Source organism: Tenacibaculum sp. Bg11-29, assembly GCF_002836595.1.
Taxonomy (GTDB): Bacteria; Bacteroidota; Bacteroidia; order Flavobacteriales; family Flavobacteriaceae; genus Polaribacter.
On sequence record NZ_PJBB01000003.1, the window covers coordinates 3477881 to 3500000 of the forward strand.

Annotated in this window: 19 protein-coding genes and 2 rRNA genes (1 of these 21 only partly in view); 10 read left to right on the forward strand and 11 right to left on the reverse strand. The window is 28.7% G+C overall.

Features of this window, described 5'->3' with window-relative positions:
* Positions 1–249: 249 nt before the first annotated feature.
* From CXF68_RS15900 to CXF68_RS15915, 4 genes are all read left to right on the forward strand, one after another.
* On the forward strand, positions 250–828 hold the full coding sequence (locus CXF68_RS15900; RefSeq protein WP_101046108.1) for a tetratricopeptide repeat protein: 579 nt from the start codon (positions 250–252) through the stop codon (positions 826–828).
* Positions 829–1057: 229 nt separating this feature from the next.
* Positions 1058–2071, forward strand: a complete 1014-nt coding sequence (locus tag CXF68_RS15905) for a hypothetical protein (RefSeq protein WP_101046109.1) — start codon at positions 1058–1060, stop codon at positions 2069–2071.
* Between the two features lie 134 nt (positions 2072–2205).
* Positions 2206–3000 (forward strand): hypothetical protein, encoded by a 795-nt coding sequence (locus CXF68_RS15910; RefSeq protein ID WP_101046110.1) that lies wholly within the window; start codon positions 2206–2208, stop codon positions 2998–3000.
* 129 nt (positions 3001–3129) lie between these two features.
* Positions 3130–4092 carry a hypothetical protein gene (locus CXF68_RS15915; RefSeq protein WP_101046111.1) on the forward strand — a complete coding sequence of 321 codons (963 nt, stop codon included), beginning with the start codon at positions 3130–3132 and terminating at the stop codon, positions 4090–4092.
* A gap of 23 nt (positions 4093–4115) precedes the next feature.
* On the opposite strand, the gene CXF68_RS15920 is transcribed toward CXF68_RS15915, so the two are convergent.
* The 7 genes from CXF68_RS15920 to CXF68_RS15950 all read right to left on the reverse strand — a co-directional run bounded on the left by CXF68_RS15920 (position 4116) and on the right by CXF68_RS15950 (position 10998).
* On the reverse strand, positions 4116–4724 hold the full coding sequence (locus CXF68_RS15920; protein ID WP_101046112.1) for an alpha-ketoglutarate-dependent dioxygenase AlkB: 609 nt from the start codon (positions 4722–4724) through the stop codon (positions 4116–4118).
* Positions 4725–4997: 273 nt separating this feature from the next.
* The gene (locus CXF68_RS15925; protein WP_101046113.1) at positions 4998–6194 is read right to left on the reverse strand and encodes a hypothetical protein; all 1197 of its coding nucleotides are present in this window, start codon (positions 6192–6194) and stop codon (positions 4998–5000) included.
* Between the two features lie 60 nt (positions 6195–6254).
* Positions 6255–8702 carry a M1 family metallopeptidase gene (locus tag CXF68_RS15930; RefSeq protein ID WP_101046114.1) on the reverse strand — a complete coding sequence of 816 codons (2448 nt, stop codon included), beginning with the start codon at positions 8700–8702 and terminating at the stop codon, positions 6255–6257.
* Between the two features lie 119 nt (positions 8703–8821).
* On the reverse strand, positions 8822–9400 hold the full coding sequence (locus CXF68_RS15935; protein ID WP_101046115.1) for a DUF4252 domain-containing protein: 579 nt from the start codon (positions 9398–9400) through the stop codon (positions 8822–8824).
* An 82-nt stretch (positions 9401–9482) separates the two neighbouring features.
* Entirely contained in the window at positions 9483–9989 is a 507-nt protein-coding gene (locus tag CXF68_RS15940; RefSeq protein ID WP_101046116.1) for a DUF4252 domain-containing protein, read from the reverse strand.
* Between the two features lie 42 nt (positions 9990–10031).
* Entirely contained in the window at positions 10032–10502 is a 471-nt protein-coding gene (locus tag CXF68_RS15945; RefSeq protein ID WP_101046117.1) for a hypothetical protein, read from the reverse strand.
* A complete protein-coding gene (locus tag CXF68_RS15950) occupies positions 10489–10998 on the reverse strand; it encodes an RNA polymerase sigma factor (protein WP_101046118.1) in 510 nt (169 codons plus the stop codon). The genes CXF68_RS15945 and CXF68_RS15950 overlap by 14 nt, the downstream gene beginning before the upstream one ends.
* Before the next feature lie 155 nt (positions 10999–11153).
* On the opposite strand from CXF68_RS15950, the gene CXF68_RS15955 reads away from it, so the two are divergent.
* Complete coding sequence (locus CXF68_RS15955) at positions 11154–12605, forward strand: S41 family peptidase (RefSeq protein WP_101046119.1); 1452 nt, start codon at positions 11154–11156, stop codon at positions 12603–12605.
* Between the two features lie 50 nt (positions 12606–12655).
* Here the strand turns inward: CXF68_RS15955 and CXF68_RS15960 are convergent, their stop codons facing one another.
* Both CXF68_RS15960 and CXF68_RS15965 read right to left on the reverse strand, forming a co-directional pair.
* A complete protein-coding gene (locus CXF68_RS15960) occupies positions 12656–13549 on the reverse strand; it encodes a DUF72 domain-containing protein (protein ID WP_101046120.1) in 894 nt (297 codons plus the stop codon).
* 3 nt (positions 13550–13552) lie between these two features.
* Positions 13553–14506 (reverse strand): patatin family protein, encoded by a 954-nt coding sequence (locus CXF68_RS15965; protein ID WP_101046121.1) that lies wholly within the window; start codon positions 14504–14506, stop codon positions 13553–13555.
* 49 nt (positions 14507–14555) lie between these two features.
* Between CXF68_RS15965 and CXF68_RS15970 the strand changes: the two genes are divergently transcribed.
* The 5 genes from CXF68_RS15970 (at position 14556) to CXF68_RS15990 (ending at position 21551) form a co-directional block, all read left to right on the forward strand.
* The gene (locus CXF68_RS15970) at positions 14556–15599 is read left to right on the forward strand and encodes an oxidoreductase (RefSeq protein WP_101046122.1); all 1044 of its coding nucleotides are present in this window, start codon (positions 14556–14558) and stop codon (positions 15597–15599) included.
* 76 nt (positions 15600–15675) lie between these two features.
* Complete coding sequence (locus CXF68_RS15975) at positions 15676–18615, forward strand: amidohydrolase family protein (protein WP_101046123.1); 2940 nt, start codon at positions 15676–15678, stop codon at positions 18613–18615.
* Between the two features lie 19 nt (positions 18616–18634).
* Complete coding sequence (locus CXF68_RS15980) at positions 18635–19936, forward strand: amidohydrolase family protein (protein ID WP_101046124.1); 1302 nt, start codon at positions 18635–18637, stop codon at positions 19934–19936.
* 204 nt (positions 19937–20140) lie between these two features.
* On the forward strand, positions 20141–20938 hold the full coding sequence (locus CXF68_RS15985) for an RNA methyltransferase (protein WP_101046125.1): 798 nt from the start codon (positions 20141–20143) through the stop codon (positions 20936–20938).
* Between the two features lie 34 nt (positions 20939–20972).
* On the forward strand, positions 20973–21551 hold the full coding sequence (locus tag CXF68_RS15990) for a hypothetical protein (RefSeq protein ID WP_101046126.1): 579 nt from the start codon (positions 20973–20975) through the stop codon (positions 21549–21551).
* A 349-nt stretch (positions 21552–21900) separates the two neighbouring features.
* On the opposite strand, the gene rrf is transcribed toward CXF68_RS15990, so the two are convergent.
* Together rrf and CXF68_RS16000 are read right to left on the reverse strand one after the other, a co-directional pair.
* Positions 21901–22009, reverse strand: a 5S ribosomal RNA gene (rrf, locus tag CXF68_RS15995).
* Between the two features lie 100 nt (positions 22010–22109).
* Positions 22110–22120, reverse strand: a 23S ribosomal RNA gene (locus CXF68_RS16000) (it continues 2873 nt past the right edge of the window).

Consider the following 22120-nt stretch of genomic DNA (forward strand, 5'->3'; position numbering starts at 1 on the left):
ATTACTAGTCATTTTTCAGAGTTACTAATTATTTTAGTTAAACTTAAAACAGATATTTCATTATATCTCCCCCTACTTTACTCTTGCTAAATATTTTTTTAATCATATTTTAGGCAGTTATTTTGTTGCACTTAAAATTTAGCTTGATTATTTTTATAAATTAGCTTAACTAATTCTTTCGTTGCTATAAAGAATTAAAACTTTATGCATTAATAAAATTGCGTAATAAAAAAGAAAATAAACAACACAATGAAACTTTTAAAAAAAACAAATTTCTATCTATTAATTTTATTTTTATCCTTTCAACAACTACACAGTCAAAATAAGTGTTTTACAGAGAAAACAGTAAAGTTTCATAAAGAATCGAAACATAAAGAAAAGATATTCAATTGGCTTATTGAAGCAGCAGAAGCTAATTATGCATACGCTATACATGATTTAGGATTGTTGTATGTTCGAGGTAATAATAAAACACCTATCAACTTTAAAAAAGCTTATAATTATTTTGAGAAATCTGCTTACCTAGGCATTCATAATTCTATGCGTAGTTTAGGTATTCTGTGGCAATATGGAGATGGTAGAAAAGTTAATCTTTCTAAAGCTTATGCATGGTATAAATTAGCTGGTGATTTTGTACCTACTAATTGGGATGAATGGCACATGCCAAGATCTAAAGTTTTTATGTTTAAAAAATTAGCGCCTAATTTAGCAAGAAAAATGACTCCTAAACAGATTAAATATGGAAAAAAGTATTACAAAAAAATAAAATCTAAAGTAAAATGTAATTTTAATTTATGGATAAATAAAAATATTAAAAACAGAAATTAGGGCTTCTTAAAAAAGATTTCGTTGAATAAAAAAGTTTTTTAGTTCATTAGATCTCTCCAAAAAATGGTAGTTACACAGCTATTATAACCTGGTTATCCCCTACTTTATTAAAAAGGTCAAATAATTTTAATTTGATTCTTAAACCAAGGATATTTATCTTTCGATTACTATGAATACCAATTTATAAGATGAATTGATCTATTAGTTAAAAAAATAATTGCAGATAATAATGGGCTTACATAAAGAAATAATTAGAGTTACTTCAGCATATTTTGATGATGAAATTGACTCTTTGAAGTTATCAAAAGCCTCTAAAGAATATAGAATTATTTTAGAAGGTATTTGTGGAACAAATATGAATATTGAAGACGGACGAATTGATATTGAACTTGATAATGGCAAAGCTCTTGGTACATATTGGGCTGCTCTCTGCCTTGATGATTTAATTAGAACACGAAAATTTATTAGAGGTATTAATAAAGCTATTAAAGATAAAATTAATAGTAAGAAACCGCTTCATATTTTGTACGCAGGAACCGGTCCTTTTGCAACTCTTATTCTTCCTCTAATATTTAGATATTCAAAACAAAATATAAAATATACACTTTTAGAAATAAATCCATTTAGTTTTCAATTATTAAAGAATGTAATTTCAAAATTAAAATTAGATGCATATGATATAACGTTAGTAAATAATGATGCTACTAAATATAAAATAGATTCTAAAAATGAACCTGATATTATTATAAGTGAAACAATGCAAACTGCATTAGCTAAAGAACAGCAAGTTCCGATTTTTTTAAACTTAATGAGCCAAGTAAAAAAAGATTCAATATTTATACCCGAAAAAATTGCATTATCTATTGGTCTTGTAAAAAAAGGAACTTCAATAAACGAATTACAAGCAAAACATTATTATAAAGAAAAGAAAGTGTTTGAAGTTAGTAAAGAATCAATGTTTCCGGCTAATCAAACAGAAAGAGTTACAATTAAAAAAATAACATTCGAAAAGAAGCAAACTGTAATTAAAAAAGAAAAGCTAGCAAAGTATAATCAACTTGTAATTATTACAGAAATACAAGTATATAAAGATGAGAAAATTCATATTAGCGAAAGTGGTTTAACTACACCTATTTTTATACAAGATATTCCTGACAACTTAAGTGGTTCTATAATAATTGATACACAATATAAAATTTCTTCAAATCCTAAACTTGAGTATAAGATCACGTTACCCAATTAATAACCGATATATTAAGTCTAAAATAAGGAAATAGCGGTTAAATATGTGTTTCTAGTACTTTATTTAGATTCTTCAATTGTTATAAATTAACTTCGCTACTTGTTGCTATAATAAATTACATATCTAACTACTCCATGAAAAAGAAAAGTTTAGAAGTTTTAATATCAATTTTAACAATTTTGTTAATAGGAATACTATTAATTGATATATATAGTATTCCTTTCAAATGGATTAATTTTCAGCAAGGAAATTCAGAAACTTCTGAAAACGGAATCGTAACTATTAAAGATACAATAGCTCTAATTGATTCGAATTTCGATTCTAAACTTTACAATACTGACTATATTAGAAAAATAGAAAAAGGTAATTATGATTTAATATTTACAAAAAAAGGTATTCATTTTATAAAATCATCTGATAGTACTAAAACCCTAAAACAAATATTACTTCCTGAAAAAGGGTTTTCTGATTATAGTATAACTACTGATTTTACTCAAAACAAGAGTGACGTTTTTATTTATTCAACTCAAAAGGTAGTTAAAGAATCATATGCTGACCCAGGTACTTATGCTATAAGTATTTTCATTTGCGATTCTCTAGGGTTCCACCCTGCTTTAAAAAACAAATTTTCAACAATATATTATAGAATACAAAATGGTGTAAAACAATACTCACAACCACTACAATTACTTGATGATGGTGAAAAACTTATTATTTCTGACCAATTTAGGGGTTATTACAGAACTAATAAAACGATTTTTTTTACATTTCATGAATATCTATGGAACAACAAACAGAAAAAATACTTTCTTAACAAAGAGTATGTTAGGTTGTCTTCTGAATTTTCAAAATGGAATTTAATTATTCCTATTTTAGGCTTATTAATATTGTTAATAGTTTTGAAAGTCAGGCTCAAAAAAATTGAATAAATAAAAATTGTGTTCATCTGTTCTTATCAATTAACTTCGCTAATTCTTGGTATTATGAGTATAAACTCGAAAGGATTAATAAGTTCATAAATAACTGAAAAATTACGCATTGCAAACACACACACTATTATGTATATAAATGAAGATGAAGAGTTGGTTAAACTAATTTTAGAGGGAAATGAACAAAATGTAATTGATGTATATTCATCAAAAGCTTACGGATGGATTAATAAATGCATCAGTTTATACCCATCACAAATAGAAGATGTAGTTACATCATTAAAACTAAGTGAATCTGACTCTGCAGCTATTATATGTCATACACTTGAAGGTGTTTTGGATGATATTGATGAGCATGAAGAATATAGTGAAGATCATGGAAATGAAGAAGGTATAAAAAAGCGAATTATTGAGTTAAAAAGTAAAATAACACAAAATAACGGTTACGAATGGGAATATCTCCGTAAAGTAGCTAGTGTTGTAGAAGAAGGTCATGATTGTTTTGCTATGAATGCTAGGGGAAATTTGACTGATCAAAATCAAATAGATTTTCTTAAATCATTTGAGAAAGCAAAAAGAGCTGAACGTCCAAAAATTCTAATAAATACTACAGATTTTTCTTTTATGAATACTTTACTAGATGAAGCAATTCTTTCTGAACTATCTCATGCTATTAATTATGGTGCTCTAAATTCAAGTTCAAATGAAGAAAAAAAGCTAGCTGAAGAAAGTTTTTATGCTTTTGAATATTATGTAAGTAAAAGACCGCTTCCTTTATGTTTTGGTACTTATATTATTGACAAAGCTATTCAGATGGCAGCTCGTTGGGGTAATAAAGAGTTTGCAAATAAAGTAATACCTTTTATAGATAAAATAACGCCTAATGTGAATTCATACACTTCACTTTCTGCTTTTTACGCGACCATAAATAATAGAGATAAGCTTATTGAAAACTTAAAATTAGCAGAACAATATGGATCAGATGGAGATTTTGGCTGGTCTGGTTATCAAGGTAATCCTTGGAAGAATGACATTGAAATTCAAAATTTAATACCTAAATCAATCTTTGATTACCCACTAGAAGTTGATTAATAAGTTTATCATAATCAACATATCTACTCTTCAATCGTTCGGAAGGTTAAGTTTATTCTAGGTCTATGTATTTTTTTTGTTGGAGGTAAACGGTGTAACCAGTGTGTTTGAGTTTCATCTTTCATAACCAATAAAGATCCATGTTCTAAAACTTTATAAACCGTTTCTTTAGTTTCTTTATGCTTAAACCCAAATTTACGTTCTGCACCTAAACTTAAAGATGCAATTGCTCCGTTTTTCTTTAAATCCTTTTCTCCATCAGAATGCCATGCCATTCCTTCTGAACCATCATGATATAAATTTAACAAACAAGAATTATAAGTTTCATTGGTTTCTTTTTCAACCAATGCTTTTAAAGCTAATAATTCTTTGGTGAAAACTAAGGCTATTTTTGTTCTGTTAGAATAAGAATATTCGAATGATGTATTTGCGTACCAAGCTACTTTTCGTTTGGTAATTATCAATTTACCAAAAATAATAGCCTCATCACTCTTCCATTCAATTGAATTAAGTAAAACATTATAATAATTATCTGCTAGTGCTTTTGATAAAACAATTCCATGATAGTTTACCGTACCATCTTTGGGTAATATATTTTTAGGAAGTCCGTCAAATTGTGAGAATAAGTCCAATTAAATAAAGTAATAGCTAGAAAATAAAGGAGGGCAAGGTACCAAGCAACACATAGAGAAAAACTCCCTTCTAAAAACATCTATAAATTCAGAAAGTGGACTAATAACAAACCTTAAAGTTAGTATAAAACATGTAAGCTTATAAAACACAGGTATATTTTTTACTCCTTCATATTTATCAAAATTCGTGCTACATAATTCTGTATCCATACTCAAATATAATAAAAAACTCCCACTATAAGTGGGAGCTCTTAATACTTTTATTTAAAATAATTAGTTTCTAAATTTATTTCTTGTTATAATATTTTTCAGCCGCTCTTTTAAGTCTCTTCCTGTATCATAAACCATTTGCTCATTTGATGGAAAACCTACAGATTTCAACTTTGTTAAGCCATAAAAAAATTTATCTAAAGCTCTTCTATCTCCGTCGTAATCAGCATAACTATGTTCAAAAACAAACTCGCTATCTATAGGATAACTCTCTAATAATTGATTTGTAGCATTATTAAAATATTTAACAACCCCAGATACTCTACTACTTTTAAATTGAGTAAAACGATATAATTGACATCTTATTTTTCTAAAATTATCAACTTTAATTTTATTTCCTAAACTGTCTTTTACATAAATACCTTTATTATTTTTTAAATACTTAAAGCCATCTTTAATTTGTTTTTCTTTAATAATTTCTTTTTCACGAATTTGCTCAGGAGAAATATCAATTCTTCTAATATTTAATTCTAAATCAAAATCATACTTAATTTGTCTTATTTTTTCAGAATGATATACTGTCCATAAATCGTTTAAACCATAAGTATCCATTGCTAACAGATCATCTTCTAACCTTCTAGGAATTATTAAATCAGTCTCATTACTTACTGATAAAAACACATAATCTGTACCTTTAGCATGTGCCTCTTCTAATAAATCTCTTGTATTTTTATAATTTGAATTAACACGCTCTAAATATTTAAACTCATCAAAAGCTCTTCTATAATTCATTTTATTTTGACCACCTTTTTTTAGTATTGCTACCCCACTTTCATATAAGTAATTAGAATAATTCTCTTTGGCTCTAATAATACTATTATCATAATTAACCAAGTTGAAACTTACATCATTTCCAGATAATACATCTCTTAAAGGTAATAAAGGTTTTATTTTTTCTTGCCTATTATTTAATCGTTTATATAATTCATAAATAGTTTTAAGACTTGCAGGGTTATTTTCTTTTTCTAAAAATGAAATTTTCGATAAATCTCTATCAGTAGCTTTTTTAAAAGCATTTGAAAGCATTACAACATAAGGTTGATTTTTTTCTTTAAACTTATTTTTCGCTAATTTTTTTACTGATAAAGAAATTGCTTTATCATAATCTCCAGAATTAAGTGCCTTTGCTGTAGTTTTAACACTGTTACAAGAAAGCATCATAAGGCTTATGACTACTAATATTAGAGTAATTTTTTTCATAAAATGTTAATTTGATTAGGGCAACCAATTATTATGCCAAAATTAAGATTTATTTTTTGGTTACTCTAATAATTTTGCCATTGCAACTTTAGCTATTTCTATATTACTTATCTTATTAGATAAATTAGCCTTTTTCTGCTTATCTACTACTTGACGCAATAGGTTTACTCCTACCTTATCAAAATTATATTGTTTGTATTGAATTCCTTTAGAAACAATGTCATCTGCTAAATTTTTAATAGCTGCTGTATTATTACTCTTTGCTATTTTATTATAAGCTTTTTTATATAATGATTGTATTTTTCTATTCTGACTTAAATACATACCAGACATAACATTACCAGCTATAAAAACTAACTCATCATCATCGTTTTCTTCTAAATAAATACGTGTTAATGGAGTTGCTATAATTTTTTTAACAGCATTAGGTAAAGTTTTCGATTTTGTTATAGCTAATTCTTTATCTATATAGTACATACCTACTAACGATTTACCTAAAACAGCATAAGATTTACTTTCTAAACCTTTCTCAAATACTGCTTTTAACTCAGGGTCTATTAATTTACCTAAAGTTTCAATAGCAGCAGCTTGCACCAATGTTTTAGAATCACTCATTGCTAGTTGTTTAATCTTTTCTATCGCTCTCTTTTTAGAATTTTTATTAACTAAATTAATATTCTCTAAAGCTAAAATTCTTATTTTATAATAATCATCTCCCATTGCATTCGCAATAGCATTAAAGGCTTTTTTATCATCTTGGTTTTTAGCAACCTCAATTAAAGCTTCTTTTTTATGCACATAATTAACTGCATATTTTAACTGATGAATATAATCACTTAAAATTTTGTTTTCATTGATATCACATAATAAAACCCCATTCGCATTTACTTGAATTAAATTAGGTTGTTTTATATACGGAAAAGTAAATGAAGCATCTTTGCCATTAACAAAAACATTGTGTCTTGTACGCTTACTTCCTTCAAAAACATCTATCACAAAAGGAAACTTAAATTCGTTTTCTTGATTTTGAATAATGTTTACAGTAACTGTTTTTCTTAATTTATTAAAATCGTAAGAAACCTCTAATTTGGGGTGTCCACTATTAAAATACCATTGGTTAAAAAACCAATTTAAATCCTTACCACTTACCTCCTCAAAAGCTAAACGCAATTGATGCGCCTCTCCTGTACTATATTTATGAGTTGTTAAATAGTTGTTCATCCCTGCATAAAATGCCTCATTGCCAAGATAATTACGTAACATATGTAAAATTGCACCACCTTTGTTATAACTTACAGCGTCAAACATATCTTCTTTATCGTGGTAATTAAAACGCACTAAATGTTTATCAAAATTTTGTCCGTTTTTATACCCTTCAGTAGCTTTTAATAAATGAGCATCTGCATCTTCTTTTCCATATTTATACTCTCTCCATAAATATTCACTATAATTAGCAAAGCTTTCATTTACGGTAAGATTACTCCAACTTTCAGCGGTAACTAAATCACCAAACCAATGATGAAATGCTTCATGTGCAATTGTATTTTCTTGTATATTTTCATCAATTAATTGCCCTGGCATTTGGTAGGCTTTTTCTCCATGAATTACAGCGGTTGTGTTTTCCATAGCACCACTTACATAGTCACGACCTACAATTTGAGCATATTTATTCCAAGGATATTCTATTCCTGTAATTTTAGAAAAGAAACCTAATATTTCAGGCGTTTTTCCAAAAATCTCTTTCGCATAAGGAGCATATTTTTTTTCTACATAATAATCTACAGGAATGTTCTTATAACTATCTTTAATTATTTCATATTCTCCTATTCCCATAAAGAATAAATACGGAGCATGTTTTTTCTTGAAATTCCAAAAATCTGTTCTCGTTCCGTTAGTATTATTGATTTGTTTTTCTAACTTTCCGTTAGAAAGCGTTACGTATTTATTAGGAACAGTAATATAAAGCTCTTGTGAAGTTTTTTGATTTGGAGAATCTATCGTTGGAAACCAACAACTACTTGCTTCGGTTTCACCTTGTGTCCAAACTTGTGTTGGTTTGTTTTTATCTAATCCTGTTGGATTTATAAAATACAAGCCTTTTGCTGAAGTAATTGCTGCACTTCCTTTTTGTTTTACTTTTTCAGGACGTGCAGTATATTTAATATAAATTGTAAACTCTTCTGTTCTTTTATAAGCACGGGGCAAATCTATAATAAGCTTAAAATCATCATAATTATAAGCTAACGTTTGCTTATTCATTGTTACTTTATGAATAAGCATCGCTTTTGCATCTAAAGTTAACTTATCCGTTTCATAAAAGTGTGGCTTTATAGTTAACCACTCCTCACCGTTTAATTCTTTTTCTTTAAAGTTAAAGTCAACCTTTAACTTGGTATGAATTAAATCATGAACTTTATCTTTTTCGGCTCTGTATATATTATCAGATTGTGAGAATAAAGTAAGCGTAAAAAAAATGATTAGTAACGTAAAGGCCTTTTGAAACTTCATAAAATATTTTCGTTTAAATGTCAAAAATAGGAAAATCTATTCGGAGGCTTGTTAATGAGCAGTTAAAAAGAAAAAGCCATCGCAAATACGATGGCTTTTTCTATATGTTTTAAAAAAATCTACTCAGAAACTTCTTCTTTATCTTCATTAACTTTTATAAAATTTTCTCCTAAAAGAGATTTAAATTTACCTAAATCTAAATCACCTTCATTTACTTTTGACTTTCTCATCATTTCCATAATCTTACCTGGGTTCATATTGTCTCCTAAAATACGAGCAATACCTACACCCATTTCCTTACCATAACCAAAAGCTATAATTTCGTTAATAGCATCCGCTTCTCCTGAATAATAAATTGTAGCATGCATTCCATCTTTCTTAAAATTGATTAATTTTTTATAATCAGAATTATTTAAGATTTCTTTTAACTTATCTTTCTCTGTATTATAAGTTGCTTCATCTGTATCTTTATAAGGTAAACCAGTTATGTTAACCTTACGTATACTTTCAAATGCTTTTTTATCTTCTTCAGACACTTTATCTGTACTTAATTGAAGTACACTTGCAGGAATATCTAAAGTTATAAATCCTTTTTTATCTTGACTGTCTACTAAATAACCTTGTAAAGACGCTTCACTTTTACACGAAACTGTTACGAAAGCTACCAATAGTAATGAGTATATAAATATTTTTTTCATTTTGATTGGTTTTTATTGATTGATTAAAATAGGGCTAAGTACTTATACTTTAACCCTATTTTAAAAGTAGTTTTACTTATTACTAATTTTTATTTTTTGAAAATGTATCTGCTAATTTTGACATTTTATTAATATCAATAGTTCCTGTTAAAGAAACAATTACAGATTCTGGTGAACCTTTTTTAGAATCTTTGTTTTTTACAAACATTAAAACTTCACTAACAAAATCTTTGTTTTTTGTTGATTTTACATAAATTTTAACACGTGATCCTTTATCCTTTACACGCATTAATTCAATTAAGTTATTTTTACTTACTGCAGATTTTACCATCGTTTCCATTTTAGCAGAAATACTTGTATCGTCTGTTGAAAATACTTTTAACTCTTCTAAATTTTTAACCATACTAAAAACTTCCATAGCTTCGTTGTCGTCAGATTTTACATTAAATTTCGATAGAATTTCGAAAGCATCTTTATTTACAACTACCGATGATACTTCATCTATGTTTTCTAACTTATCAAAAATTGACTGTCCGAAACTTAAGTTTACTGTGAATACAATTGCGAATATTATTATTATTTTTTTCATGATCTTCTTGGTTTATTAGGTACTTGGTTTACTTTTTTGTTATTAATTTACTTTGCTTAAAACTTTATTTACTGTCTCTTCGTAGGTATTTAAGTGTTCTAAAGCATCATTTCCTTTGTTTAAGTTGTTTGAAACTACATATAATGCTTCGTTTCCTTTGTTTAAGTTGAGTGAAACCATTTGTAACGCTGCTGTTATTTGCACAAATTGCTTTCTTTGTTGATGCTCTTGATACTTTTGATTACCTAAAAAGGCACTAAATAATAAGGCTATTGACGCCGCTACCGATAACCATTTCCAGTTCTTCTTTGTTTTCTCAGGTTTTAACTGAATGGTTTTGGTATAAGTTTCTCCCTTACTTTGTTTAAAATAACTAAACATCATACTGTACTTTTGCAAATGTGCTGCCACATTAGATGAAGTAAAATACTCTTGTAGTATTTGTTCTTCTTGCAAAGTTGTTTCTGCATTTAGGTATTTTTCTACTAGTTTTTCTATGTTAGCTAACTCCATAGTTGTGTTTTTTTATTAGTTCTTGTCTTATTGTCTTTCTTGCTCTTGATAAAGCTACTCTAACAGCAGTTGGTTTCATATCTACCATTTTACATATCTCATCAAAATCATATTGTTCTATATCTCTTAATTGAATAATCATTTTTTGTTGTTCTGGTAATTTTTCAATTAGTTTGTGTACTAAATTTACACTATCATTATGTTCTACTTTCTTATCTAAAGACGTATCTTTTTCTTTATAATTACTATGAACCAATGTTAAATTGCTTGCTTGTTTCGATTTTAATCGATCATAACAATAGTTCTTTGTCATTGTCATCGCAAATGCTTCTACATTTTTATAGTCTGACAGTTTTTCTTTGTTTCTCCATAACTTAAAGATCAATTCTTGTGTAGCATCTTCAGCTTCTTCTCTAGAAACTAACAGTCTCTTTGCTAAACGAAATACCTTGTCTTTAAATGGTAGTACAACTTTTAAAAAGTCTGATTGATTCATTAGTTTAGTTGATTAGTTTTTGTAAACTTAAATTGCTTTATAATTATCGGGTTTACATAACTACGACGACGAGGTTTCAAGTTTGTTACAACAAAAACAAAAAAAAATAATATTATTTATTAAATTGCGTTGATATTATAGCCAATATATTCCTTATGAAATTATTTAAAGCATTCCTTATCGCATTTTTATTAATAACAATAGTATCTTGTAGTGAAAAAGAAGACACTCCTAGTAATATTGAAGTCCAAGATTTTGTTTGGAAAGGACTAAATGCCTATTACTTATGGCAAGACCTAGTTCCTGATTTATTAGACAGACGTTTCAATAACGATCAAGAACTGTATAGTTATTTATCAAGTGCTGGAGATCCTTCCAATTTATTTTATAATTCATTATACATTCCTAATGAATATCCTAAAGATCCTAACAAAACTTATTCTTGGATTGTTGATGATTATATTGCTCTTGAGCAATCTTTTCAAAGTATTCGATTAACAAGTGGTATGAAACTTAAAGGAGCTGACTATTTAGATGCCTCTGGTGGTTATTACATATATGTATATGATGTTGTAAAAGGTTCTGATGCCGAGGCTAATGGTATAACAAGAGGTATGATTATTACGGAAGTAAACGGAACGATACTAACAAGAGATAACGTAAACTCTTTATTAGGTAATAATTCATTTACCGTTCATTTGGCTGATTATAATATGGGGAACCCAGTTACTAATACAACTACAATTAATGTAACAAAAACACAAGTAACAGAAAACCCTGTAAAAGAAGCCAAAGTGATTGTTAATGGAGCTAAAAAAATTGGATACCTAATGTATAATCAATTTTCTAGTTCTTTTGATGCGGAATTAAATGCTGAGTTTTTAAAATTTAAAAATGATGGTATTACCGATTTAATTATCGATTTACGTTATAATGGTGGAGGTTCTGTAAAAACAGCTGTATATTTAGGTGGTATGATTACAGGGCAATTTAATGGTGAGTTATTTGCCAAACAAGTTTGGAATAGTAAAATTATGGCTACTACAAACCCTAATGATTTAAATAATAATTTTACAGATAGAATTTTAAATAAAGATAATAACCAAAATGTTATTTTAGACGAGGCTATTAATAGTTTAAATTTAGAAACTGTTTATTTTATTGTTTCTGAAAGTAGTGCATCAGCATCTGAATTAGTTATAAATGCTTTATCACCTTATATAACTGTAAAACTAGTAGGTGTACAAACCTATGGTAAACATGTTGGTTCTATCACCTTATATGATTCTGATAATTTCTCACGTAACGGTCCTAATTTTAAAACGAATCATACCTGGGCAATGCAACCTATTGTTTTAGAAATTCAGAATAAAAACGGAGAAAATAAACCTTTAGGATTTATACCTGAAGTTACAATGGCTGAAAACCCTGAAAATTTAGGTATTATAGGTAACCCTACAGAGCCTTTATTAGAAAGAACCATTCAATATATTACAACAGGTGCAAAAGGAAGCACTGCTGTAAAAAAAGCGACTAGTTTTAAGCCACAATGGAACTCTAACATGACCTATCCTGATTATAATAATATGTATATCGATTTAAAATAACTTATTATTTAATGACATAAAAAAATCCAGTTTTAGAGCTGGATTTTTTATTATAATAAACTCATTTGTTGATTACTTTCTTCATTAGGTATTTTTAAATTTAGATTGAACTCTTTGTTTATTTTCTTTATAAAATAAGCTGCTAATAAAGGGGATTCAACCTCTAAATTTTGATGAATAAAAAAATTAATATTCTCTAACCCTAAAGTTTTCCATTCTTTTAAACGAATTACCCAAGCATCTAATCGATCATAATCTGACTTATGGTTTGCTCCTACAAATCTTATAAAAGCTTCGTTATTTGTTAAGCACATATGTAGCATATCACGTCTACCAGCAGTATCAACTAATATATTTGCTATATTTTTTTCTTGTAATAACTTGGTATATTCTTCAAAAACAGCTTTGTCTTCAAACCAATCTTTATGCCTCACTTCTACTGCTAGCGGAATTCCTTTAGGCCAACTAACAACAAAATTTTGTAACGCATTAAAACTTTGAGGACTAAAATTAGAATTCATCTGTAAAAAAATAGTTCCTAATTTATCTTGAAGTTTCAAACTGTTCTCTAAATAAACATTTACCGATTCCTGAACACCTTTTAATCGTTTCCAATGACTAATATCTTGTGTTAACTTCGGAAAAAACTTAAAGCCTTTAGGTGTTTTCATTTCCCATTTTTCAAATTGAATTGCTGGGAATTGACGATAAAAAGTTGCGTTTAATTCTATGGAGTTAAACTGTTTTGAGTAATATTCCAGTTCATCCTTTGTTCCCTTAGGATAAAACCCTTTTAAATCAGTTTTATTCCATTTCGCACAACCTACAAATATGCTTGGTTTACTTACTTCTTTAAATGAATTTAAAATGTTTATTGTTTTTTTATGTGTAATTGGTAGTGTAAAATCTACTAATGCTGGATGATCAACTTTTCCGAATTTCATAAACTAAACATTATCTAAACCATCTTCTATTTCTTCATTTTCTATCATTTCAGGTCTAAATTGACTCATTTTCTCATCATCTAGTTTTTTAGCATATTTATAGCCAGATTTCCACCATTTTTTCATTTTTTCTTTTTCAAAAACCAACGTATTTGTTGTTAAAACAGTTGGAGTATAATATAAGTTTAATTTTACATCATGATGTTTAGCTGATAACTTACCTATAGTAATATTATGACGCTCTACATTTTCGAGCATAAAATCAAAAACATCCAACATTAATGTAAACGGATTTTTTGCAGGTATTCTATTAATCTGAGTAACTTCTGTTTCTAAAATAATAGCATCAATCTCTTTCGCTCCTCTTAATATAGCTTCTCTAATAGGTACTAAACTTCCAAAACCACCATCAGCGTACTGACAATTGTTTTTTTCTAACAAACTCATAAAAGGCACATAATTACATGAGCCCCATATCCAATCACAAAAATCATCATAACTGCATTCAGAAATTGATTTGTATTCAATTTTATTTGCAGTTAAATTAGAAACCGTTACAACAACCTCTTTATTGTTTTCTCTAATTTCATCATACATTTCGCGAGTTACATTTTTCTTTATAAGCTTTCTAAGGTTTTTGCTCTCTCCAAAAGTTTTTCTTCCATTTAAAAAATTCCAAAGAGTATTCATATGACGAATAGAAATTACCTTTTCTCCATGGACCTTTGTAATTTTAAAAGGACTATTACTGAAAATAGATTTTTGGTTTACATTGGTATATAACTCCTTTAAAGAATCTAATTTCTTTAACGCTAAATGAGAAACCATTAAACTTCCTGTAGAAGTTCCTAAAAATAAATCATAGTCTTTCTTCTTTTTTTTCATCAAATATTCAACTACACCTCCTGCAAATGCTCCTTTACTTCCTCCTCCAGAAATTACCAATGCTTTTTTCATATAATCAAATTGATTTATCTATTTTTAGTTCTGTAAAAATATCAAAAAAATGAAGCACTTTTCAATCTTATTTTTAATTACGCTGTTTATATTTTCTTGTAAAAAAGAAAACACTGTTAGAAACTTTGAAACCATTAAAATAACTGAGTTTAAAAAAGACAGTACCAGCATTCGTGCAATAGAAGCAATCAGTGAAAACGAATTGATTTTTGCAGGATCAAAAGGAGATATTAGTACAACTAAAGATGGTGGTAAAACTTGGAAAACAAAATACTTAAAACATAACGACTCTATTACTCCTCATTTTAGAAGTATTGCCATGAATAACAATGGTGTTTTTGCTTTATCAATTGCAAACCCTGCCTTATTATATAATATCAATTTAGATAATGAAACTATTGTTTATACAGAAAAACATGAAAAGGTTTTTTATGACTGTATTAAGTTTTTTACTGATGGTAAACACGGTATTGCTGTAGGTGACCCTACTGATGATTGCCCTTCTTTAATTTTAACTTCTGATGGTGGTAAAAACTGGACAAAACTACCTTGCTCTAAATTACCAAAATTTAAAGAAGGCGAAGCTTTCTTTGCTGCAAGTAATACTAATATTACTATTTATAACAAAACAGTATGGATTGCATCTGGTGGTACCAAAGCAAGAATATTAAAATCTACAGATTATGGAAATACTTGGGTGATTTATAATACCCCTATTATCCAAGGTCACGGCCCTCAAGGAATCTATTCTATCGATTTTTATGATGAAAATAACGGATATGCTATTGGTGGAGATTATTCGAAACCAAATGATAACTGCGCTAACAAAGCTATAACTTCTGATGGAGGTAAAACCTGGACGCTAGTAGCAGACAATCAAAACCCTAATTATAAGAGTTGTGTACAATATGTACCAAATACAAATGGAAAAGAAATTTTTGCTGTTGGAAAAACAGGAGTCTCTTTTTCAAATGATGGGGGACATACCTGGAAAGATGTAAGTAAAGAGTCTTATTATGCTATTCAGTTTGTAAATAAAAATACTGCTTGGTTATCAGGTCCTCAAAAAATTGGAAAATTAGTCTTAAACTAATCTTAATTATTTGTTAAAACGATATTTACTCAATTTTAAATAAATACCTTTATCACATAACTCAACTTAATCTTCAATGAAAAAAATACTAATACTACTAGTATTCTTATGCATTTCAACTACGTATGCACAAGAATATTTCCCTAGTAACACTGGGGTAAAAACACCAAATAATAAATTATTTGCATTTACCAATGCTAAAATTTATGTTACACCAACCAATATTATAAAAAAAGGAACATTACTTATTAAAGATGGTAAAGTTTTAAATATTGGTAAGTCAATTAATATTCCGAAAGAAGCTGAAGTGATTAACTTAGCGGGGAAAACAATTTACCCCTCTTTTATTGATGTATATGCTACTTTTGGTATAACACTTCCTAAAAGAGAAAGTGCTTCTGGTAAACGTCCACAGTATGACGCTAATCGTAAAGGGTATTATTGGAACGATCATATTAGACCAGATGCAAATGCTTTTAATAATTTTAAATTCGATTCTAAAAAAGCGAAAGAACTAGTAAATTTAGGTTTTGGTGTCGTAAATACACGTTTAGACGATGGAATTATGCAAGGTAATGGTGTTTTAGTTGCTTTAAATACTGCTTCATCTGATGCTTATAGAATTTTAAATAAACAATCTGCCAACTACCTTTCTTTTAGCAAAAGTAAAAAAACACGTCAGTCCTACCCTACTTCTCGCATGGGAGCTATGGCTTTACTAAGACAAACTTATTTAGATGCAGATTGGTATGCAAAAGGTAATATTAAAAATACCGATTTAGCATTACAAGCTTTAAATGATAAAAAAGAGCTTCCACAAATATTTAGAGCAGGTAGTTATTTAGATGATTTACGAGCCGATAAAGTTGGTGACGAATTTGGTATTCAATATACAATCGTAGGTGGTGGTAACGAATATCAACGTATTAGTGATATTAAAAATACCAACGCCACTTTTATTATTCCTATAAACTTTAGAAAAGCATACGATGTAAGTAATGCTTTTTTAGCTGAAAAAATTGCTTTAAGCGATATGCGTAAATGGAATCAAGAACCAACAAATCCTGCTGTTCTTTCTAAAAATAATATTCCGTTTGCATTAACTACTTATAAACTAAAGAAATCTAAAGAATTCACTGCTAATTTACAAAAAGCTATTAAATTTGGTTTGAGTAAAACTACTGCTTTAAGTGCTTTAACAAGTGTTCCTTCAAAAATTTTAAGAAACGACAAAATTGGAAACTTAAATAAAGGAAGTTATGCTAATTTTTTAATTACCTCTGGAGACATTTTTGATAAAAATACTACACTATACGAAAACTGGATTCAAGGTGATAAAACCGTTGTAAATGATATAAATATTAAAGATCTTTCTGGTGAATATATCTTAGCTGTTAATGCAGAGACCTACACAATGTCTATTAGTGGGAAAGGAACAAAACAAAAAACTTCAATTAAAAAAGGAGATAAAAAAGTTAGTTCAAAGTTTTCTCTTAAAGATAATTGGATTACCATTACTTTAAGAGATGGTGATAAATTCACACGTTTATCAGGAATCGTTGAAAGCAAAAATTTAAAAGGTACTGCAACCAACAACAATGGAGATGAAACTGATTGGACTGCTACTTTTAAATCTAAAAAAGAAGACAAGAAAGAAGACAAGAAAAAAGATAAAAATACAGAAGTGGTTGCTATTTCTTATCCAAATATCGGCTATGGTAATTACACCAAATCACGTCAAGAAAATATTTTAATAAAAAACACAACGGTTTGGACATCTGAAGATGGAAAAATATTAACAAATACTGATGTTTTAATCAAAAATGGAAAAATTTCTAAATTAGGAAAAAGTATTTCAAGTGGTAATGCTAAAGTTATTGACGGTACTGGTAAATACCTTACTGCTGGTATTATTGACGAGCATTCACATATTGCTACTTCTGCTGTAAATGAAGCTGGTCATAATTCTACTGCTGAAGTAACTATTGAAGATGTTGTGAATCCTGATGATATTAATATCTATCGAAATTTAGCAGGAGGTGTTACTTCTATTCAAATTTTACACGGTTCAGCAAACCCAATCGGTGGGCGCTCTGCTATTATTAAATTAAAATGGGGAGAAAATGCTGATGGAATGATTTATAAAAACACCCCGAAGTTTATCAAATTTGCTTTAGGAGAAAATGTAAAGCAAGCCAACTGGGGAGATTTACAAACAGTACGTTTTCCACAAACTCGTATGGGAGTTGAACAAGTTTATATTGACTATTTTCAAAGAGCTAAAGAATACGATGCTAAAAAGAAAAGCGGACAGCCTTATCGTAAAGATATAGAGTTAGAAACTTTAGCAGAAATTATTAATAAAGAACGTTTTATTTCTTGTCACTCTTATGTACAATCAGAAATTAATATGTTAATGAAAGTTGCAGAACAATTCAACTTTAACATTAACACGTTTACTCATATTTTAGAAGGTTATAAAGTTGCAGATAAAATGAAAAAGCACGGAGCTGGTGGTTCTACTTTTGCAGACTGGTGGGCATATAAGTACGAAGTAAATGATGCAATACCTTACAATGCTGCTATTATGCACAATCAAGGAATTACAGTTGCTATAAATTCTGATGATGCTGAAATGTCTCGACGTTTAAATCAAGAGGCTGCTAAATTAATCAAATATGGTGGACTGTCTGAACAAGATGCATGGGCTACAGTAACCATAAACCCTGCTAAGTTATTACACTTAAACTATCGTACAGGTAGTATTAAAGTTGGTAAGGATGCAGATGTTGTTTTATGGAACGGAAATCCATTATCAATATATTCTAAAGCAGAAAAAACAATTATTGATGGTACACTTTATTTTGATATTAAGAAAGATAAAGAAAAACGTAAAACTATTAAAACTGAACGTGCAAAATTAATTAACATGATGCTGCTAGAAAAGTTAAAAGGTGCAAAAACACAAGCACCTGTTAAGAAAGTTAAAAAATTATTTCACTGTGATACAGAATAAGAACATAAAAACAATAAACATGAAAATTAAAATAATATATAGTTTCTTATGTTTCTTATTCTTAGGAAATATATTAGCACAACAAACACCAGCACCAAAACAAACACAAGATTATAGTATTGAAGGTGCAACGGCACATTTAGGTAACGGACAAGTAATTGAAAACTCTTTAATTATGTTTTCTAACGGAAAAATAACTTTCGTTGGAAGCGCAATGATGAGAATTGCCCGTAGTGGAACCATAATCAATGCAAAGGATAAACATGTGTATCCTGGTTTTATTGCAGCTAACAGCTCATTAGGTTTAGCTGAAATAGATGCAGTAAGAGCCACAAGAGATTTTGATGAAGTTGGCGCTATGCTACCTCACATTAGAAGTATTATTGCTTATAATACAGAAAGTAAAGTAATTGAAAGCATGAGGCCAAACGGGGTTTTAATGGCACAAATTACTCCACGTGGTGGCGTAATTTCAGGAACATCGTCTGTAGTACAGTTTGATGCTTGGAATTGGGAGGATGCGCTTTTAAAAAAGGATGATGGTGTTCACATGAATTGGCCTAGTAACTTTAGTAGCGGACGCTGGTGGTTAGGTGAAGACCCTGGTTTAAAACCAAATAAAAACTATCAGAAAAACATTAATCAGATTACAAAATACATTAATAACGCTAAAGCATATTTAGCTAGTAAGAAATTACCTAAAATTTTACCTTATGAAGCCTTACAGGGAGTTTTAAACGGGGCTCAAAAAATGTTTATTCACGTAAGCGGTAAAAAAGCAATTACCGATGCTGTAAATACCTTAAAAAAAATAGGTGTTAAAAATATGGTTATTGTTCATGGTCAAGAAGCTGATAAAGTTGCCAATTTGTTAAAAGAAAACAATATTCCAGTAATTTTAGAACGAGCTCATCGTTTACCAGAAGGAGAAGATGATGATTATGATTTACCTTTTCGTGCTGCTAAAATATTATCTGACGCAGGTATTTTAATTGGTTTAGGTATGGAAGGTGATATGGAACGTATGAACACGCGTAACTTGCCATTTTACGCTGGTACTTACGCTGCTTATGGCTTAGGTAAAGAAAAAGCGCTACAGTTAATTACACAGAACAATGCAAAAATTTTAGGTCTTGATGATAAAGTAGGTACTTTAGAAGTTGGTAAAGATGCTACCCTATTTATTTCTGAAGGTGATGCTTTAGATATGCGAACTAATATTTTATCAAATGCTTTTATACAAGGTAGAAAAATTAGCTTAGAATCGCACCAAACAAAATTATGGAAACGTTATTCAAACAAATATAAAAATCAACAATAAAAAAGAAACATTATAAAATTCGTCGTTCCGAACAAAGTGAAGGAATCTTTTAATTACGTAATATAAGTTTCAAGATTAGTTATAAAGTGAAATTCATCGTAATAGCGTTGTTTATGATGTATCTAAAACAATAATTATAATTCAATTTTACAATAGTTTTATAAATAGCCTCAAAAATACCCAATATTGGGTATTTTTGTCGTTATGAAACAGATTAGCAGCATACAAAATCCTTTTATTAAAGATTTATTAAAACTACAAGATAAATCTCGTGAACGAAAAAAGAAAGGACTCTTTTTAGTAGAAGGACAACGTGAGATTTCGTTAGTTATTAAAGGTAATTATCAAATAGAAACCCTTTTATTTGTAGCCAATATGTTTTCTGATGAAAGTTTAAAAGAACTGACAAAACATACCGAAAATTGTATTGAAATTACAAAAGAAATTTATCAAAAAATAGCTTATCGCGATACTACCGAAGGTGTAATAGCTGTAGTAAAAGCTAAAAATTTTGGTTTAGATGCAATAAAATTTAACACCAATACTCCACTTGTATTAGTATTAGAAGCAATTGAAAAACCAGGTAACATTGGTGCAATGCTTCGTACTGCCGATGCCGCTAATGTTGATGCTGTTTTTATAGCAAACCCAAAAACAGATTTGTTCAACCCTAATATTGTTCGTTCGAGTGTTGGTTGTCTTTTTACCAACCAAATTGGTATTGGTAGTTCTGAAGAAATTATTGATTTCTTACAAAAAAATAATATTAACATTTACAGTGCTACATTACAAAACTCAAACGAATACCATAAAAATGACTATACCCAACCTACCTCATTAGTTGTTGGTACCGAAGCAACAGGTTTAACACAAGTTTGGAGAGATAAAGCAACTCAAAACATAAATATACCTATGCAAGGGCAAATTGACTCAATGAATGTTTCTGTAGCAGCTGCTATTTTAACTTTTGAAGCAAAACGACAACGAGAGTTTAAGGTTTAAATAATTAACTTTAGCGCAACTAATTGCCTAACATTTGAAAAAGACGAAATCCTACATATTATCATTAATTATAATTCTGACTTTAAGTTGTAAAAACAAATCTAAAATTGAAACAAATAAAAATATTCATTTAGATCTAAAAAAGACTGTTGAATTGATTACTCAAATTCTAATAGATAAAAACGGTTCTTATCTATCTTCAAGTTGTATTTCTGAAAGTCGAAAAGTATTTACAAGTTCTATTTTTTTTGATATTGGAGAAAAAGCTAACCAATATCTTAATATAAAAGACAGCTTACATCTTAAGAATCAAGTAGATTTTTTCAATGAATTTAAAATAATAAAAGGAGCAACTCTTAACAAAAAAGTCATAACGGAAAAGCAATACAATGAATTAAAATCTAAACGTAAATTTTGGAAATGGATTGAGATTAATTGTGAAAAAGGTTATTGCTCTATTTCTAAACCAATATTCAATGAAACTTTTGATTTAGCATATATTCAAATTTCTCAAAAATTATTTTCTTTTGATTATAGTTCAGAAATAATAATTTATGAATATAAAAATAAAAAATGGAGCGAAAAAGAAACAATAATTCGATTTATAAGTTAAAAAACATTGGCTAAGGAAATAACTGAGGTAAAAATAAACTATTAATTTTACGCAATATTATGCTTAGTTTAATTAAAGAATAAGTTAAGTTGTCAAAAAATAAATTTGGTACTGTAAAGGCTTCTAATTCTTCTTATTTGAATCAAAACACAACTCTTAAATTACTTAAAACAATACTTTAGTAAAGTTCCTTAATAACGTATTCTTATAAATTCATATTTTCGAACAACAACTTATCTATAATACTTATCTCCCTAGTTAGATTGGTAGTTTTATTAAATACTAATTGTTTGTTTTCAAGTTTAGGGCAAAAAAAAACCTCAATCTATAACTAGATTGAGGTTTAAAAGAAAGGCAACGACCTACTCTCCCACCATTGGCAGTACCATCGGCGCAAATGGGCTTAACTTCTCTGTTCGGGATGGAAAGAGGTGAGCCCCATTGCGATAATCACCTTAAATTGTTTCAGTATATTACAACTGTATAAGTTAACATATTAGTAAAATCATATCGTAAATTATCAAAAGAGTTTGCGTCCCGACCCGAAGGTCGGGAACTATACATAAGCC